Annotated in this window: 15 protein-coding genes; 9 read left to right on the forward strand and 6 right to left on the reverse strand. The window is 55.6% G+C overall.

The features are described from left to right. Nucleotides 1-10 precede the first annotated feature (10 nt). The 4 genes from idnO (at nt 11) to IB196_RS19445 (ending at nt 4,831) form a co-directional block, all read left to right on the forward strand. Nucleotides 11-775 (forward strand): gluconate 5-dehydrogenase, encoded by a 765-nt coding sequence (gene idnO / locus IB196_RS19430; RefSeq protein ID WP_040230320.1) that lies wholly within the window; start codon nt 11-13, stop codon nt 773-775. Between the two features lie 104 nt (nt 776-879). Then, a complete protein-coding gene (gene idnT, locus IB196_RS19435) occupies nt 880-2,199 on the forward strand; it encodes a gnt-II system L-idonate transporter (protein WP_016155581.1) in 1,320 nt (439 codons plus the stop codon). A 51-nt stretch (nt 2,200-2,250) separates the two neighbouring features. Next, complete coding sequence (locus tag IB196_RS19440; protein WP_040230325.1) at nt 2,251-3,249, forward strand: LacI family DNA-binding transcriptional regulator; 999 nt, start codon at nt 2,251-2,253, stop codon at nt 3,247-3,249. 79 nt (nt 3,250-3,328) lie between these two features. Continuing rightward, the gene (locus IB196_RS19445) at nt 3,329-4,831 is read left to right on the forward strand and encodes a helicase HerA-like C-terminal domain-containing protein (RefSeq protein ID WP_188232410.1); all 1,503 of its coding nucleotides are present in this window, start codon (nt 3,329-3,331) and stop codon (nt 4,829-4,831) included. 104 nt (nt 4,832-4,935) lie between these two features. On the opposite strand, the gene lptG is transcribed toward IB196_RS19445, so the two are convergent. The 3 genes from lptG to IB196_RS19460 all read right to left on the reverse strand — a co-directional run bounded on the left by lptG (nt 4,936) and on the right by IB196_RS19460 (nt 7,231). After that, complete coding sequence (gene lptG / locus IB196_RS19450; protein ID WP_005134170.1) at nt 4,936-6,018, reverse strand: LPS export ABC transporter permease LptG; 1,083 nt, start codon at nt 6,016-6,018, stop codon at nt 4,936-4,938. Beyond that, nucleotides 6,018-7,118 carry an LPS export ABC transporter permease LptF gene (lptF, locus tag IB196_RS19455; RefSeq protein ID WP_182291079.1) on the reverse strand — a complete coding sequence of 367 codons (1,101 nt, stop codon included), beginning with the start codon at nt 7,116-7,118 and terminating at the stop codon, nt 6,018-6,020. Before lptF ends, lptG begins: the two co-directional genes overlap by 1 nt. A 62-nt stretch (nt 7,119-7,180) precedes the next feature. Then, nucleotides 7,181-7,231: a hypothetical protein gene (locus tag IB196_RS19460; RefSeq protein ID WP_212723231.1), complete on the reverse strand. Its 51-nt coding sequence runs from the start codon at nt 7,229-7,231 to the stop codon at nt 7,181-7,183. Between the two features lie 153 nt (nt 7,232-7,384). Between IB196_RS19460 and pepA the strand changes: the two genes are divergently transcribed. The 4 genes from pepA (at nt 7,385) to IB196_RS19480 (ending at nt 13,077) form a co-directional block, all read left to right on the forward strand. After that, complete coding sequence (gene pepA / locus IB196_RS19465; protein WP_005134172.1) at nt 7,385-8,896, forward strand: leucyl aminopeptidase; 1,512 nt, start codon at nt 7,385-7,387, stop codon at nt 8,894-8,896. A 170-nt stretch (nt 8,897-9,066) separates the two neighbouring features. After that, complete coding sequence (gene holC / locus IB196_RS19470; RefSeq protein ID WP_005134173.1) at nt 9,067-9,510, forward strand: DNA polymerase III subunit chi; 444 nt, start codon at nt 9,067-9,069, stop codon at nt 9,508-9,510. Next, complete coding sequence (locus IB196_RS19475; protein WP_188232409.1) at nt 9,510-12,365, forward strand: valine--tRNA ligase; 2,856 nt, start codon at nt 9,510-9,512, stop codon at nt 12,363-12,365. Before holC ends, IB196_RS19475 begins: the two co-directional genes overlap by 1 nt. Nucleotides 12,366-12,573: 208 nt before the next feature. Continuing rightward, complete coding sequence (locus IB196_RS19480; protein ID WP_003025856.1) at nt 12,574-13,077, forward strand: GNAT family N-acetyltransferase; 504 nt, start codon at nt 12,574-12,576, stop codon at nt 13,075-13,077. Between the two features lie 26 nt (nt 13,078-13,103). Here IB196_RS19480 and IB196_RS19485 read toward each other — a convergent pair whose 3' ends face one another. From IB196_RS19485 to rraB, 3 genes are all read right to left on the reverse strand, one after another. Beyond that, nucleotides 13,104-13,934: a hypothetical protein gene (locus IB196_RS19485; protein WP_040230335.1), complete on the reverse strand. Its 831-nt coding sequence runs from the start codon at nt 13,932-13,934 to the stop codon at nt 13,104-13,106. Nucleotides 13,935-14,098: 164 nt separating this feature from the next. Next, nucleotides 14,099-14,857, reverse strand: coding sequence for a tRNA isopentenyl-2-thiomethyl-A-37 hydroxylase MiaE (miaE, locus tag IB196_RS19490; protein ID WP_040230336.1), 759 nt, complete (start codon nt 14,855-14,857; stop codon nt 14,099-14,101). 51 nt (nt 14,858-14,908) lie between these two features. Then, on the reverse strand, nt 14,909-15,334 hold the full coding sequence (gene rraB / locus IB196_RS19495; protein WP_005134179.1) for a ribonuclease E inhibitor RraB: 426 nt from the start codon (nt 15,332-15,334) through the stop codon (nt 14,909-14,911). A 163-nt stretch (nt 15,335-15,497) separates the two neighbouring features. On the opposite strand from rraB, the gene argF reads away from it, so the two are divergent. After that, nucleotides 15,498-16,502, forward strand: a complete 1,005-nt coding sequence (gene argF, locus IB196_RS19500) for an ornithine carbamoyltransferase (RefSeq protein WP_040230337.1) — start codon at nt 15,498-15,500, stop codon at nt 16,500-16,502. Nucleotides 16,503-16,582: the final 80 nt, after the last annotated feature.

Below are 16,582 nucleotides of genomic sequence, written 5' to 3' on the forward strand. Positions count from 1 at the left end.
GAATAACATGATGAACGATCTTTTTTCACTGGACGGCAAAAACATTCTGATCACCGGTTCAGCCCAGGGTATTGGTTATTTACTGGCGACCGGGCTGGGTAAATATGGCGCACAGATTATCGTTAATGACATTACGCCGGAGCGTGCGGAGGCCGCCGTCGCCAAATTGCAGCAGGAAGGGATCCGCGCCGTGGCCGCGCCGTTCAATGTTACGCATAAACAAGACATTGACGCCGCCATCGACCATATCGAAAAAGACATTGGCCCGATCGATGTGCTGGTGAATAACGCCGGGATCCAGCGCCGCCATCCGTTTACCGAGTTCCCGGAGCAGGACTGGAACGATGTGATTGCCGTGAACCAGACGGCGGTATTCCTGGTCTCGCAGGCGGTAACGCGTCGCATGGTGGAACGTCAGGCCGGGAAGGTCATCAACATCTGCTCCATGCAGAGCGAACTGGGCCGCGATACCATCACGCCGTACGCCGCCTCGAAAGGCGCGGTAAAAATGCTTACCCGCGGAATGTGCGTTGAGCTGGCGCGCCACAATATCCAGGTCAACGGGATCGCACCGGGCTACTTCAAAACCGAGATGACCAAAGCGCTGGTCGAGGATGAAGCCTTCACCTCCTGGCTTTGCAAACGTACGCCAGCCGCGCGCTGGGGCGATCCGCAGGAGCTGATCGGCGCGGCGGTATTCCTCTCTTCTAAAGCATCCGATTTTGTAAACGGGCACCTGTTGTTTGTCGATGGCGGCATGCTGGTCGCCGTCTGATACCACACAACGCAACATCACGCAGCGCCCAGGCGCTGCCTTTTTGGCACAGACACCCTAAATCATTCGAGTTGCAGGATGACGGGGATATAAGAGAAACGATTATGCCATTAATAATAATTGCGGCAGGCGTCGCGCTGCTCCTGGTCCTGATGATTGGCTTTAAAGTTAACGGCTTTATTGCTCTGGTCCTGGTGGCGGCGGTCGTTGGTTTTGCCGAAGGGATGGATGCACAGGCCGTTCTGCACTCAATACAAAACGGGATCGGTGGCACGCTCGGCGGGCTGGCGATGATCCTCGGCTTCGGCGCAATGCTCGGCAAACTGATTTCCGATACCGGTGCGGCCCAGCGCATCGCCACCACGCTGATTGGCACGTTCGGTAAAAAACGCGTGCAGTGGGCGCTGGTGATCACCGGTCTGGTGGTCGGTCTGGCGATGTTTTTTGAAGTCGGCTTTGTTCTGCTGCTGCCGCTGGTGTTTACGGTGGTGGCCTCGTCCGGCCTGCCGCTGCTGTATGTCGGCGTACCGATGGTCGCCGCGCTGTCCGTGACCCACTGTTTTCTGCCGCCTCACCCGGGGCCGACCGCGATTGCTACCATTTTCGAGGCCAATCTCGGTACCACCCTGCTGTACGGATTTATTATTACTATCCCGACGGTGATTGTTGCCGGGCCGCTGTTTTCTAAGCTGCTGACCCGCTTTGAGAAAGCACCGCCGGAAGGGTTGTTCAACCCGCATCTGTTCACCGAAGAAGAGATGCCATCGTTCTGGAACAGTATCTTTGCGGCGGTAATCCCGGTCATACTGATGGCGGTCGCCGCCGTGTGCGAAATTACGCTGCCGAAAACCAACAGCGTGCGGGTGTTCTTTGAGTTTATCGGCAACCCTGCGGTCGCGTTGTTTATCGCTATCGTACTCGCCATTTTTACCCTTGGTCGACGTAACGGACGTACGATCGAGCAAATTATGGATATCATTGGCGACTCTATCGGCGCAATTGCGATGATTGTGTTTATCATCGCCGGGGGCGGCGCGTTTAAGCAGGTTCTGGTCGACAGCGGCGTGGGGCAATATATTTCGCACCTGATGACCGGCACGTCGCTTTCTCCGTTGCTGATGTGCTGGACGGTTGCCGCCTTGCTGCGCATCGCGCTCGGTTCAGCCACCGTGGCGGCGATCACCACCGCAGGCGTGGTGCTGCCGATTATCAACGTCACCCATGCTGACCCGGCGCTGATGGTGCTGGCTACCGGCGCGGGCAGCGTGATTGCGTCCCACGTTAACGATCCGGGATTCTGGCTGTTTAAAGGCTATTTTAATCTCAGCGTGGGCGAAACGTTGCGCACATGGACGGTAATGGAAACGCTGATTTCCATTATGGGGCTGTTGGGGGTTCTGGCGCTGAACGCCATCCTGCATTAAGACGGTATTACCGGGGAGCACAGGTCTGCGCTCCCCGGCACTGGAGAGAAAATGAGGAACCACAGAATTTCTTTGCAAGACATCGCCACACTGGCGGGCGTGACCAAAATGACGGTGAGTCGCTACATTCGCTCGCCGAAAAAGGTCGCAAAGGAAACCGGTGAACGCATCGCGCAGATTATGGAGGAAATTAATTACATCCCCAACCGCGCGCCCGCGATGCTGCTTAACGCGCAAAGCTACACGCTCGGCGTGCTGATCCCCTCGTTTCAAAACCAGCTGTTCGCTGACATTCTGGCCGGTATCGAGTCAGTCACCTCGGACCATAACTATCAGACGCTGATCGCCAACTACAATTATGACCGGGAATCCGAGGAAGAGTCGGTGATCAACCTGCTGTCGTACAACATCGACGGCATTATCCTTTCCGAGAAATATCACACCCTGCGCACGGTTAAATTTCTGCGTTCAGCCAACATTCCGGTGGTCGAGCTGATGGATATTCAGGGCGACCGTCTGGACATGGAAGTAGGTTTCGATAACCGTCAGGCGGCGTTTGATATGGTCAGCACCATGCTGGATAAACGCCAGCGGCGCAAAATCCTTTATCTCGGTTCGAAAGACGACGTTCGCGATGAACAACGCTATCGCGGCTACTGCGATGCCATGACGCGTCGTGGTCTGGTGCCGCTGCGCGTCAATCCGCGCGCTATTTCGTCCATTCATCTCGGCACCCAGATGATGCGGGACGCGCTGGCTGCGCATCCGGATTTAGACGGCGTGTTTTGCACTAACGACGATATTGCGATGGGCGCGCTGCTGCTGTGCCGCGAGCGCGAGCTGGCCGTTCCGGAACAGATCTCAATTGCCGGTTTTCACGGGCTGGAAATGGGCCGGCAGATGATCCCAAGTCTCGCCAGCGTGATCACCCCGCGTTTTGACATTGGCCGTATGGCGGCGCAGATGTTGCTGAGCAAAATCAAGAACAACGACCATAACCACAACACCGTCGATCTCGGGTATCAGATTTATCACGGCAATACGCTTTAAGTCATTTTCTCTCGCCATCGCATACTCTCTTTGATGGACATTGCCTATACTCCAGGCAGGATAAATGGAGGAAATCTCAATGAGCGCACCCCTGCTAATTGCCCGCACGCCGGACACTGAACTGTTTTTACTGCCAGGCATGGCCAACCGCCACGGGCTGATTACCGGCGCGACCGGGACCGGTAAAACCGTCACGTTACAAAAGCTTGCCGAATCGCTGTCCGGGATTGGCGTGCCGGTATTTATGGCCGATGTGAAAGGTGACTTAACCGGCGTAGCCGAGGAAGGACAGGCCTCTGAAAAGCTGCTCGCCCGCCTGAAAAACATCGGTATTACCGACTGGCAACCACATGCTAATCCGGTCACGGTGTGGGATATCTTTGGCGAAAAGGGTCACCCGGTGCGAGCCACGGTATCTGACCTCGGGCCGCTGCTGCTGGCTCGTCTGTTGAATCTCAACGACGTTCAGTCCGGCGTGCTGGATATTATCTTCCGCATTGCCGATGACCAGGGCCTGCTGCTGCTCGATTTCAAAGACCTGCGGGCCATAACTCAGTACATCGGCGATAACGCTAAATCCTTCCAGAATCAGTACGGCAATATCAGCAGCGCTTCGGTCGGGGCTATCCAGCGCGGGCTGCTGTCGCTGGAGCAGCAGGGCGCAGCGCACTTCTTTGGCGAACCGATGCTGGATATCAAAGACTGGATGCGTACCGACGCCAGCGGCAAAGGGATGATCAACATCCTCAGCGCCGAGAAGCTCTATCAGATGCCCAAACTGTACGCCGCCAGCCTGCTGTGGATGCTCTCCGAACTGTATGAACAGCTGCCGGAAGCGGGCGATCTGGAGAAGCCAAAACTGGTGTTCTTCTTTGATGAAGCGCATCTGCTGTTCAACGACGCCCCGCAGGTGCTGCTGGATAAAATCGAACAGGTGATCCGCCTGATCCGCTCGAAAGGGGTCGGCGTGTGGTTCGTCTCGCAAAATCCGTCGGATATTCCGGACAACGTGCTTGGCCAGTTGGGTAACCGCGTGCAGCACGCCCTGCGCGCGTTCACGCCGAAAGATCAGAAAGCAGTGAAAAGCGCGGCGCAAACCATGCGCGCCAACCCGGCGTTTGATACCGAGAAAGCCATTCAGGAGCTGGGCACCGGCGAAGCACTGGTTTCATTTCTGGATGCCAAAGGCAGCCCGTCGGTGGTGGAGCGGGCAATGGTGATTGCGCCCTGCTCCCGCATGGGATCGGTGACGGACGATGAGCGCAACGGGCTGATTAATCACTCTTCGCTGTACGGAAAATATGAGGAAGAGGTAGATCGTGAGTCCGCCTATGAGCGCTTACAGCAAGGCGTTCAGACCAGCACCGGGCAGCAAAATACGCCTCCCGCCAACGGTAAAGCGGTCGAGGTTGACGACGGTATTCTCGGTGGGTTGAAGGATATTTTGTTTGGCAGCACAGGGCCGCGCGGCGGCAAGCGCGATGGCGTGGTACAGAGCGTGGCGAAAAGCGCGGCGAGACAGGTCACTAATCAGATAATCCGCGGAATGTTGGGAAGCTTGATGGGCGGGAGAAAACGCTAGCACCCGCGTTACGTTGCCGGATGGCGGCGTGAACGCCTTATCCGGCCTACGGGTCATGGGCAGGCCTGATAAGCGCAGCGCTATCAGGCCTACGATGACTGTGATTACGACTTACGCAGCATCAGCCACAGACTTATCAGGAAGAAGCTGGCGCTTGGCAGCAGCGCGCCGATAATCGGCGGAATACCATACACCAGCGTCAGCGGGCCAAAGATTTGGTCCAGCACATAGAACACAAAACCGAAGCTAATCCCCGTCACCACACGCACGCCCATCGGCACGCTACGCAGCGGACCAAAGATAAACGACAGCGCCATCAGCATCATGACCGCCACTGACAGCGGCTGGAACACTTTGCTCCACATATTGAGCTGGTAGCGTCCGGCGTCCTGTCCGCTCGACTTCAGGTACTTCACGTAATTATGCAGACCACTAATCGACAGCGCGTCAGGATCCAACGCCACGACGCCGAGCTTGTCGGGCGTAAGGTTGGTTTTCCAGGTGCCGCTCACGGTCTGCGAACCGGTGATTTGTTTCGGGTCGGTCAGGTTGGACTCATCCACCTGCGACAAACGCCAGACCTTCTGCTCCGGGTCAAACGTCGCGCTGGCGGCATAGCGAACGGACTGCAAACGACGCTTGTCGTTAAAGGCGTAGATGCTGATTCCACCTAGCTCAGCGTCGCCTTTCACCCGCTCGATGTAAACAAAGCTGTCACCGTCTTTCGCCCACAGCCCTTGCTGGGTAGAGAGCAGCGAACCGCCGTACATCTGCTGCGCACGGTAATTACGCGCCATCTGTTCACCCTGCGGTGCCACCCATTCGCCGATGGCCATCGTCAGCAGCACCAGCGGAATCGCGGTTTTCATCACCGACAACGCTACCTGCATACGGGTAAAGCCGGAAGCTTGCATCACCACCAGTTCACTGCGCTGGGCCAACATGCCCAGCCCCAACAAAGCACCCAGCAGCGCCGCCATCGGGAAGAAGATTTGGATATCTTTCGGCGCGCTGAGCAGGGTATACAGCCCGGCGCCCATCGCGTCGTAGCTCCCCTGCCCGGCTTTTTTCAGCTGGTCGACAAACTTGATGATCCCGGAGAGCGACACCAGCATGAACAACGTCATCATGATGGTGGTGAAAATGGTTTTACCGATATAGCGGTCAAGTACACCAAAAGGCTGCATTATACCGCTCCTTTACGCATAAAACGGGCACGCAAGCGGCGCATCGGCACCGTATCCCAGAGGTTAAGCACAATCGCCAGCGCCAGATAAGCCAGGTTTACCACCCACATCCAGAACACCGGATCCAGCTTACCTTTGCCACCGTTCGACTTCAGCGACGTCTGCACCAGGAAGAACAGCAAATAAAGCAGCATGGCTGGCAGCATGGACAGTACGCGCCCCTGACGCGGGTTTACCACGCTCAGCGGCACAACCATCAGCGCCATCATAAATACGGTGAATACTAACGTGATACGCCAGGTCAGCTCCGCGCGGGCGCGATCGGTGTCGGTCGTCCACAGCGTACGCATGGTCATCTGGTCGGTATCGTTGGGGTCCAGCGCCACCGCCTGATGACCGATAATCGCCTGGTAGTCCTGGAAATCGGTAATGCGGAAATCGCGCAGCAGCGCGGTCCCTTCAAAGCGCGTCCCCTGGTTCAGCGTCACGACCTGAGAGCCGTCACGCAACTGAGTCAGATGTCCGGAATCAGCCACCACCACCGAAGGACGGGCGTTGCCTTTCGGGCGGATTTGTGCGAGGAACACATCTTTGAAGCTGCTACCGTCAACACTTTCGATAAACAACACCGAACTGCCGTTCGTTGCCTGCTGGAATTGCCCCTGAGCGAGCGCCGCCATGCCGGGGTTCGCTTTCGCTTCCGCCAGCACTTCGTCCTGATGCCGGGAGGACCATGGCCCGGCCCACATCACGTTGACCGCCGCAATAATACTGGTAAACAACGCCAACACCATCGCCGCTTTAACAAGCACAGCCTTGCTCAGCCCACAGGCATGCATGACCGTAATTTCACTTTCGGTATACAGTTTGCCCAGCGTCATCAGCAGCCCAAGGAACAGGCTTAAGGGCAAGATTAGTTGCGCCATTTCTGGCACGCCCAGCCCCAGCAGCGAGAGCACCAGATTCGCCGGGATATCACCGTCAACAGCCGCACCCAGGATCCTGACTAACTTTTGACAAAAGAAGATCAAAAGCAGGATGAATAGGATCGCAAGTTGGCTTTTGAGCGTTTCCCGAACCAGATATCTTATGATTATCACTTTAAATACGCCCGTAAAAACCCGTCTTTTGCCGGAATTTAGCTTGTTTCATGGCTTAAACGTCATTTATTCTCTTGAGTCGTCGAAATCGTCGCTAAGATCATTATACTCAACGGATCCACCTCTCAGAAATTGTTCTGACGTGCCAATGCCGTAATAACGTTAAGATTAACACGAAGTCACCGCAACAGCGGGTATGAGTTACGAAAGCTTGCAATTCTATCCGTAGCCACCGCTGTTGTCTTTAAGATTCAGGAGCGTAGTGCATGGAGTTCAGTGTAAAAAGCGGTAGCCCGGAGAAACAGCGGAGTGCGTGCATCGTCGTGGGTGTCTTTGAACCACGCCGCCTCTCTCCGATTGCAGAGCAGCTCGACAAGATCAGCGACGGGTACATCAGCGCACTGCTGCGTCGTGGCGAACTGGAAGGCAAACCGGGGCAAACCCTGTTGCTGCACCATGTTCCTAACGTTCTGTCTGAGCGAATTCTCCTCATTGGTTGTGGCAAAGAGCGTGAACTTGATGAGCGCCAGTACAAGCAGGTCATTCAGAAAACCATCAATACGCTGAATGATACTGGCTCAATGGAAGCCGTCTGCTTCCTGACTGAGCTGCACGTCAAAGGGCGCAATAACTACTGGAAAGTGCGTCAGGCCGTTGAGACGGCCCAGGAAACGCTGTACAGCTTTGACCAGTTGAAGACCAACAAAAGCGAGCCGCGTCGCCCGCTGCGTAAAATGGTCTTCAACGTACCTACCCGCCGTGAACTGACCAGCGGCGAGCGTGCTATCCAGCACGGTCTGGCGATCGCCGCCGGTATTAAAGCAGCGAAAGATCTCGGCAACATGCCGCCAAATATTTGTAACGCCGCCTATCTGGCTTCCCAGGCGCGTCAACTGGCAGACAGCTACAGCAAGAATGTTGTGACCCGCGTGATCGGCGAACAGCAGATGAAAGAGCTGGGTATGCACTCTTACCTCGCCGTCGGCCACGGTTCGCAAAATGAGTCGCTGATGTCGGTCATCGAGTACAAAGGCAATCCGTCCGAAGACGCGCGTCCGATTGTGCTGGTCGGTAAAGGGTTAACCTTCGACTCCGGCGGTATCTCCATCAAACCAGCCGAAGGCATGGATGAGATGAAGTACGACATGTGCGGTGCGGCGGCAGTGTACGGCGTGATGCGCATGGTGGCCGAGCTTCAACTGCCCATCAATGTCGTCGGCGTACTGGCGGGCTGCGAAAACATGCCGGGTGGCCGCGCGTATCGCCCAGGCGATGTGCTGACCACCATGTCCGGGCAGACCGTTGAAGTGCTCAATACCGACGCCGAAGGCCGTCTGGTGCTGTGCGACGTGTTAACCTACGTCGAGCGCTTTGAGCCGGAAGCGGTGATTGATGTCGCGACCCTGACCGGCGCGTGCGTGATTGCACTGGGCCATCACATCACCGGCCTGATGTCGAACCATAACCCGCTGGCGCATGAGCTGATCGGCGCGTCCGAGCAGGCTGGCGATCGCGCATGGCGTCTGCCGTTGGGTGATGAGTTCCAGGAACAGCTGGAGTCCAACTTTGCGGATATGGCAAACATTGGCGGGCGCCCTGGCGGAGCCATTACCGCAGGCTGCTTCCTGTCGCGCTTTACCCGTAAATACAACTGGGCGCACCTCGACATCGCCGGTACCGCATGGCGTTCCGGGAAAGCCAAAGGCGCTACCGGCCGTCCGGTGGCACTGCTGTCGCAGTTCCTGCTCAATCGCGCCGGGTTTAACGGCGAAGAGTAATACGCTATCGAGCCTGCAACATGTAGGCCTGATAAGCGCAGCGCCATCAGGCGTTGACGCACAATCGCCGGATGGCGGCGTAAACGCCTTATCCGGCCTACATACGGCAATAAATTGCAGGCCCGGCTCGCCGGGCTCTGCATTTAAATTCATCACAAGAAGCCCCATATATGAGAAACGCAACGTTCTATCTTCTGGACAATGACACGCAACAAGATGGCTTAAGCGCCGTTGAACAACTGGTGTGTGAAATTGCCGCAGAACGTTGGCGGGCTGGCAAGCGCGTGCTGATCGCCTGTGAAAACGAAAAGCAGGCTCTTCGACTGGATGAAGCCCTGTGGGCAAGACCAGCAGAAAGCTTTGTTCCACATAATCTGGCGGGTGAAGGCCCCAGAGGCGGCGCCCCGGTAGAGATTGCCTGGCCGGAAAAACGCAACAGCAGCCCGCGCGACCTGCTCATCAGTTTGCGCGTTGGCTTTGCAGATTTTGCCACCGCTTTCACAGAAGTGATAGACTTCGTTCCTTACGAAGATTCTTTGAAACAATCGGCACGCGATCGCTACAAAGCTTACCGCGTGGCTGGTTTTAACCTGAATACGGCAACCTGGAAATAATGGAAAAGACATACAACCCACAAGATATCGAACAGCCGCTTTACGAGCACTGGGAAAAGCAGGGCTATTTCAAACCTAACGGCGATGAAAGCAAAGAGTCCTTCTGCATCATGATCCCGCCGCCGAACGTCACCGGCAGTTTGCATATGGGTCATGCTTTCCAGCAAACCATCATGGATACCATGATTCGCTACCAGCGCATGCAGGGTAAAAACACCCTGTGGCAGGCGGGTACCGACCACGCGGGTATCGCCACCCAAATGGTGGTTGAGCGTAAGATTGCCGCTGAAGAAGGTAAAACCCGTCACGACTACGGTCGCGAAGCGTTTATCGATAAAATCTGGCAGTGGAAAGCGGAATCCGGCGGCACCATTACCCGTCAGATGCGCCGTCTCGGCAACTCCGTTGACTGGGAGCGCGAACGTTTCACCATGGACGAAGGTCTTTCCAATGCCGTGAAAGAAGTCTTCGTTCGCCTGTATAAAGAAGACCTGATTTACCGTGGCAAGCGCCTGGTAAACTGGGACCCGAAACTGCGCACCGCCATCTCTGACCTGGAAGTGGAAAACCGCGAGTCTAAAGGCTCCATGTGGCACATCCGTTATCCGCTGGCCGACGGCGCGAAAACCGCAGACGGTAAAGATTACCTGGTGGTGGCGACCACTCGTCCGGAAACCCTGTTGGGCGATACCGGCGTGGCGGTCAACCCGGAAGATCCGCGTTATAAAGACCTGATTGGCAAATACGTTGTCCTGCCGCTGGTCAACCGCCGTATTCCGATTGTCGGTGATGAACACGCCGATATGGAAAAAGGCACCGGCTGCGTGAAGATCACCCCGGCGCACGACTTTAACGACTATGAAGTCGGGAAACGTCACGGCTTGCCGATGATCAACATTCTGACCTTTGACGGCGACATCCGCGAAACCGCGGAAGTGTACGATACCAAAGGCGAAGAGTCCGACGTCTACTCCAATGAAATCCCGGCTGAATTCCAGAAGCTGGAACGCTTTGCCGCGCGTAAAGCGGTGGTTGCCGCCGTTGATGCGCTCGGCCTGCTGGAAGAAATTAAACCGCACGACCTGACCGTGCCTTACGGCGACCGTGGCGGCGTGGTTATCGAGCCAATGCTGACCGACCAGTGGTACGTCCGTGCCGACGTGCTGGCAAAACCGGCGGTTGAAGCGGTTGAAAACGGCGACATTCAGTTCGTACCGAAACAGTACGAAAACATGTACTTCTCCTGGATGCGCGATATTCAGGACTGGTGTATTTCCCGTCAACTGTGGTGGGGTCACCGTATCCCGGCATGGTACGACGAAGCGGGCAACGTCTACGTTGGCCGTACCGAAGACGAAGTGCGTCAGGAAAACAACCTCGGCGCTGACGTTCAGCTTCGTCAGGACGAAGACGTTCTGGATACCTGGTTCTCCTCCGCGCTGTGGACCTTCTCTACCCTCGGCTGGCCGGAAAACACCGATGCGCTGCGTCAGTTCCACCCAACCAGCGTGATGGTTTCCGGCTTCGATATCATCTTCTTCTGGATTGCCCGCATGATCATGATGACCATGCACTTCATCAAAGATGAAAACGGCAAGCCGCAGGTTCCGTTCCATACCGTCTACATGACCGGTCTGATCCGTGACGACGAAGGCCAGAAGATGTCCAAATCCAAGGGCAACGTGATTGACCCGCTGGATATGGTCGACGGTATCTCGCTGCCGGAGCTGCTGGAAAAACGTACCGGCAACATGATGCAACCGCAGTTGGCTGAGAAGATTGCCAAACGTACCGAGAAGCAGTTCCCGAACGGCATCGAACCGCACGGTACCGACGCCCTGCGTTTCACCCTGGCGGCGCTGGCTTCTACCGGTCGCGACATCAACTGGGATATGAAGCGTCTGGAAGGTTATCGTAACTTCTGTAACAAGCTGTGGAACGCCAGCCGCTTTGTGCTGATGAACACCGAAGATCAGGACTGCGGCTTCAACGGCGGCGAAATGACCCTGTCTCTGGCAGATCGCTGGATCCTCGCTGAATTCAATCAGACCATCAAAGCGTACCGCGAAGCGCTGGATAACTTCCGCTTCGATATCGCCGCGGGCATCCTGTACGAGTTCACCTGGAACCAGTTCTGCGACTGGTATCTGGAGCTGACCAAGCCGGTGATGACCGGAGGAACTGATGCTGAACTGCGCGGCACCCGCAATACGCTGGTGACCGTGCTGGAAGGTCTGCTGCGCCTGGCGCATCCGATCATTCCGTTCATCACCGAAACCATCTGGCAGCGCGTGAAAGTGATTTGTGGCAACACCGCAGATACCATCATGCTGCAGCCGTTCCCGGAATATAACGCGGCGCAGGTAGACGAAGCGGCGCTGGCCGATACCGAATGGCTGAAGCAGGCGATCGTTGCCGTACGTAATATCCGCGCGGAAATGAACATTGCCCCAGGCAAACCGCTGGAGCTGCTGCTGCGTGGTTGCAGCGCGGATGCGATGCGTCGTGTAAACGACAACAAGAGCTTCCTGCTGAACCTGGCGCGTTTGGAAAGCATCACCGTGCTGCCAGCCGATGATAAAGGTCCGGTTTCCGTAACCAAAATCATCGACGGCGCCGAGCTGCTGATCCCGATGGCGGGTCTCATCAACAAAGAAGATGAACTGGCGCGTCTGGCGAAAGAAGTGGCGAAAATCGAAGGTGAGATTGCCCGTATCGAAGGCAAGCTCTCCAACGAAGGTTTCGTTGCTCGCGCCCCGGAAGCGGTGATCGCCAAAGAACGTGAGAAGCTGGACGGCTATGCGGAAGCGAAAGCGAAGCTGATTGAGCAGCAGGCGGTCATCGCCGCGCTGTAAAGCCGTTTGCCGGATGGCGCTTGCGCTTATCCGGCCTACAGGCACCGTCAACGTAGGTCGGATAAGCGTAGCGCATCCGATACCACAGACGATAAAAGCCTCTGACGCATATGCTCAGAGGCTTTTTATTGAATTATCCTCGCTTGCGCTTCCCCTCACCGCAGTGGTATTAACTGCATATGTCTCACTTTTATGTCATGAGTTCGCTATGAGTGCCATTACCTCCGTCGCGGCAACGCTGCGCCGAATTTCTGCCGATGATAACGCCGCAATTGCCCGCGTTATCCGCAAAGTTTCCGCTGAATACGGCCTGACCGCCGATAAAGGCTACACCGTTGCCGACCCTAATCTGGATGAATTGTTCCAGGTTTACAGCCAGCCGGGCGCGGCCTACTGGGTGGTTGAGCAAAACGGTGAAGTCGTGGGCGGCGGTGGCGTGGCACCGTTAGGATGTAGTGAACCAGACATTTGCGAGCTGCAAAAGATGTACTTCCTGTCGAGCGCGCGCGGTCAGGGGCTGGCGAAAAAACTGGCGCTGATGGCGCTTGAACATGCCCGTGAGCAAGGTTTTAAGCAGTGCTATCTGGAAACCACGGCGTTTCTGACTGAGGCAATCCGCTTGTATGAGCATTTAGGCTTTGAGCACATCAGCGAAGCGCTGGGCTGTACCGGGCACGTAGATTGTGAAGTGCGGATGTTAAAGCCCCTCTGACCTTACGCCGAGGGGCTTTAGCCGCGTTACTGCATCTCGGCTGAGAGCATTAGTCGAATAACGCCGGCCGCGCGCGCGGTTGGCAGTTTCAGCACCTGTGACCATAAATCTTGCACCATTTCACAGACGACTTTCTCTTTGCCTACGCCTTTACTCGGATCGGCCATGATTTGGATATCCGGTCCAAAGCGCTGTACCAGCCCCGGACTGATGGATTGCAGATCCTGAAGCGCCAACTGTTTTTCTTCCGCCGTAACCGTATGTTTGTTCGGGCCATAGGCCGCGTGCATCATACTCATATCGCTGGCCATACGACGGTTCATGAGCTCGCGCGGAATAATACGCACCGGGTTAATCCCGCCTTTCACCGCCGGGAACAAAAAGCGAAAACATTCGTCATTGCCCACTTTTGCCACCGCAGCAATCTGTTCGAGATTAATCTTCATATACTCGATCACGTTGGCATCAGGCGCCTGCTGCAAACGTGCCATCTGTACCTGCAGGATCTGCGGCTGAATAGCGTCGATAATCTGTTGCTCGCTTTTCCCCGCCTCTTTCAGCTGCGTTGCCTGGGTGAGGATGTTCTGCCACAGCGCTGGCTCCTGCTCCTTAAGCACCTGATAAACGGGCATGGACAGCATCGCGTTTTCAAATTTCTGCGCATCAGTCAGACCATAATCCGGGCTTTCGCGTGGGATCAGGTAGTGCACATCAAACAGATTCCACGCGATAATCGCCACCACAAAGACCACCACGCCGGAGAGCTTGCCCAGCCAGCCTTTTTTGCGAAACATTCCCACGACGATAGCAATCACCGCCCCGATATAACCCGCCAACAATACGTGTGTCCAGTTCATTAACCATCCTTATGCCAAACAGTTGCTATTGCGGGGATATATTTCCCCTTCGTGTATTTTGATTATTACGGCAGCAGCGAGCGATTGCCAGCCACCAGATTTTGCTAACGGGGACAGGGGGGTTAAACCGCACGGCAATGTCTGCCGCGCGTCAGAGAGGGAGGCTAAGCGGGCACGCCGCTGTGAAAACGGAATTCATCGTCGGGAGAAGTAATCAGCGCGGCTTCTACTTCGCCAAAGAACCGCACCCGGCTACTGATATCGTCAGCAGAAACCTGCTGCGCCAACGCCAGATAATCCTGATAGTGCCGCGCCTCAGAACGCAGCAGTGACAGATAAAATGCCTGCAGATCGTCATCCAGATACGGTGCCAGCGCGGCGAACCGTTCACAGGAACGCGCCTCAATGTAAGCCCCGCAAATCAGTTTATCGATTAATGTCAGCGGCTCGTGGGTGCGCACCTCTTTGAGCATGCCTTTGGCGTAACGGCTGGCGGTAATCTTAATATAGGGAATGTTGCGACTCATCATCGCCTCACGCACCTGCCAGAAGTGGTGAAGTTCTTCTTTGATCAGCAACACCATGCTGTCGATAAGCTTGCGCCCCCACGGATCGTCGGTTTGCGGCATTACGCTTTTGCTAATCTGTTTATTCAGCGCGATAAAGTCCGGTTCATCCCCTTCTCTGAAAGCATACGCCTCATAGGGTTTCAGCCAGTCCAGCAGCGCCTGCGCTCCCTGTTTATCGGCGACATATTTACGCACCAGCAGCATAGCCGTTTGCGCCGCTTTCAGTTCGCAGACAAGGTGATCGGTCAGTAACAGAGGGAGATTCGCCGGGTCTCGCGCTTTATCAAGCCAGGCCTGGGGCGTTTTACAGTGCAGGAAGCTGTGGATCGGGGAGAGTATTTGCAGGTAATCCATACGTTGTCCTTGGCCTACGGCAGCAGATGCCACCGTAGGTCAGCAGATGACTTAGTGACGCACGCCGTCATCATCTTCGTCGACGAAGTCTTCATCGTCGCCGTCTTCACCTTCTTCGCCGTTAGGGTCTTCGAAATAGGTACCCCACCCGTCGTATTCCACTTCAAATTTTTCAGCCAGATTCATCAGCTGTTCAACCTGAGCGTCGATCAGTTCGGCATTCAGGGCGCATTCGCTGAGAATGTCACAGCAAATAACCGTGTCGCCTTCTTCCACTTCCAGCTCTTCAGGCTCGGTCACTTCATAACCCAGTTTGAAGGCTTCTACTGCCGCTTTTTCCAGGGTTTCAAAGTCATCCGCGGAAAGGTGATGTTCGATGGTGTACAGCGCGTCTGGATCGCTACCATCTTCGAGTAACTCTTCAATAATCAAGCGCGTTTCTTCACGCTGTTCTTCCAGTAGTTCCGGGTTTGCCATAGCTCGTTCCTCATAATGTCCTGCCGATACTCTTATTGTCACATACCGCTGACATTGCCTCCACCTTTCCAGGAAAGATTTGTTAAACAAGGTTGCAAATGAATAAACATCCATATAAATTGAATTTTAATTCAATAAATGGCTTAAGCCATGTGAGGGAACCATGTCTACGTTTTATCAGAAGCACTTTTTGAAATTGCTCGATTTCACCTCTGCTGAACTCACGTCACTGCTCCAGCTCGCCGCGCAGTTGAAGGCGGATAAAAAAAACGGCACAGAGGTCGCTCAACTCACCGGTAAAAACATCGCGCTCATCTTCGAAAAAGACTCAACCCGCACCCGTTGCTCTTTCGAAGTTGCCGCATACGATCAGGGCGCGCGCGTCACGTATCTCGGGCCAAGCGGCAGCCAGATTGGTCATAAAGAGTCGATCAAAGACACCGCCCGCGTGCTCGGTCGTATGTACGACGGTATTCAGTATCGGGGCCACGGCCAGGAAATTGTCGAGACGCTGGCGGAATACGCCGGGGTTCCGGTATGGAACGGATTAACTAACGAGTTTCACCCCACCCAGTTGCTGGCAGATTTGCTCACAATGCAGGAACACCTGCCGGGTAAAGTGTTCAATGAAATGACGCTGGTTTATGCAGGCGATGCACGTAACAATATGGGTAACTCCATGCTGGAAGCCGCCGCGTTAACCGGGCTGGATCTGCGCCTGGTTGCGCCGCAGGCCTGCTGGCCAGAGGAAAGCCTGGTTGCGGAGTGCAAAGCGCAAGCGCAGAAAAACGGCGGCAATATTACGCTGACCGAAGATGTCGCCGCGGGCGTGAAAGGTGCGGACTTTATCTATACCGACGTCTGGGTATCGATGGGCGAAGCGAAAGAGAAGTGGGCCGAGCGTATTGCGCTGCTGCGTAAATATCAGGTTAATAGCGCGATGATGGCGTTGACCGGTAATCCGCAGGTGAAATTCCTGCACTGCCTGCCAGCGTTTCATGACGATCAGACCGCGCTGGGTAAACAAATGGCACAAGAGTATGGTTTGCACGGCGGGATGGAAGTGACCGATGAGGTCTTTGAATCCCCCGCCAGCATCGTGTTTGATCAAGCGGAGAACCGGATGCACACCATAAAAGCGGTGATGGTGGCGACGCTGGCGAAGTGAGGGCATGGATGAAAAGAATGCCGGATGGCGATGCTAAGCATCTTATCCGGCCTACAACCGCGCTCCCGTAGGCCGGGCAA

This window comes from Citrobacter sp. C6_1 (genome assembly GCF_014596835.2).
GTDB classification, from domain to species: domain Bacteria; phylum Pseudomonadota; class Gammaproteobacteria; order Enterobacterales; family Enterobacteriaceae; genus Citrobacter; species Citrobacter pasteurii.

Coding starts and splice junctions, on each gene's coding strand:
- idnO (WP_040230320.1), top strand. CDS start 11: ATGAACGATCTTTTTTCACTGGACGGCAAAAACATTCTGATCACCGGT.
- idnT (WP_016155581.1), top strand. CDS start 880: ATGCCATTAATAATAATTGCGGCAGGCGTCGCGCTGCTCCTGGTCCTG.
- IB196_RS19440 (WP_040230325.1), top strand. CDS start 2,251: ATGAGGAACCACAGAATTTCTTTGCAAGACATCGCCACACTGGCGGGC.
- IB196_RS19445 (WP_188232410.1), top strand. CDS start 3,329: ATGAGCGCACCCCTGCTAATTGCCCGCACGCCGGACACTGAACTGTTT.
- lptG (WP_005134170.1), bottom strand. CDS start 6,018: ATGCAGCCTTTTGGTGTACTTGACCGCTATATCGGTAAAACCATTTTC.
- pepA (WP_005134172.1), top strand. CDS start 7,385: ATGGAGTTCAGTGTAAAAAGCGGTAGCCCGGAGAAACAGCGGAGTGCG.
- holC (WP_005134173.1), top strand. CDS start 9,067: ATGAGAAACGCAACGTTCTATCTTCTGGACAATGACACGCAACAAGAT.
- IB196_RS19475 (WP_188232409.1), top strand. CDS start 9,510: ATGGAAAAGACATACAACCCACAAGATATCGAACAGCCGCTTTACGAG.
- IB196_RS19480 (WP_003025856.1), top strand. CDS start 12,574: ATGAGTGCCATTACCTCCGTCGCGGCAACGCTGCGCCGAATTTCTGCC.
- IB196_RS19485 (WP_040230335.1), bottom strand. CDS start 13,934: ATGAACTGGACACACGTATTGTTGGCGGGTTATATCGGGGCGGTGATT.
- miaE (WP_040230336.1), bottom strand. CDS start 14,857: ATGGATTACCTGCAAATACTCTCCCCGATCCACAGCTTCCTGCACTGT.
- rraB (WP_005134179.1), bottom strand. CDS start 15,334: ATGGCAAACCCGGAACTACTGGAAGAACAGCGTGAAGAAACGCGCTTG.
- argF (WP_040230337.1), top strand. CDS start 15,498: ATGTCTACGTTTTATCAGAAGCACTTTTTGAAATTGCTCGATTTCACC.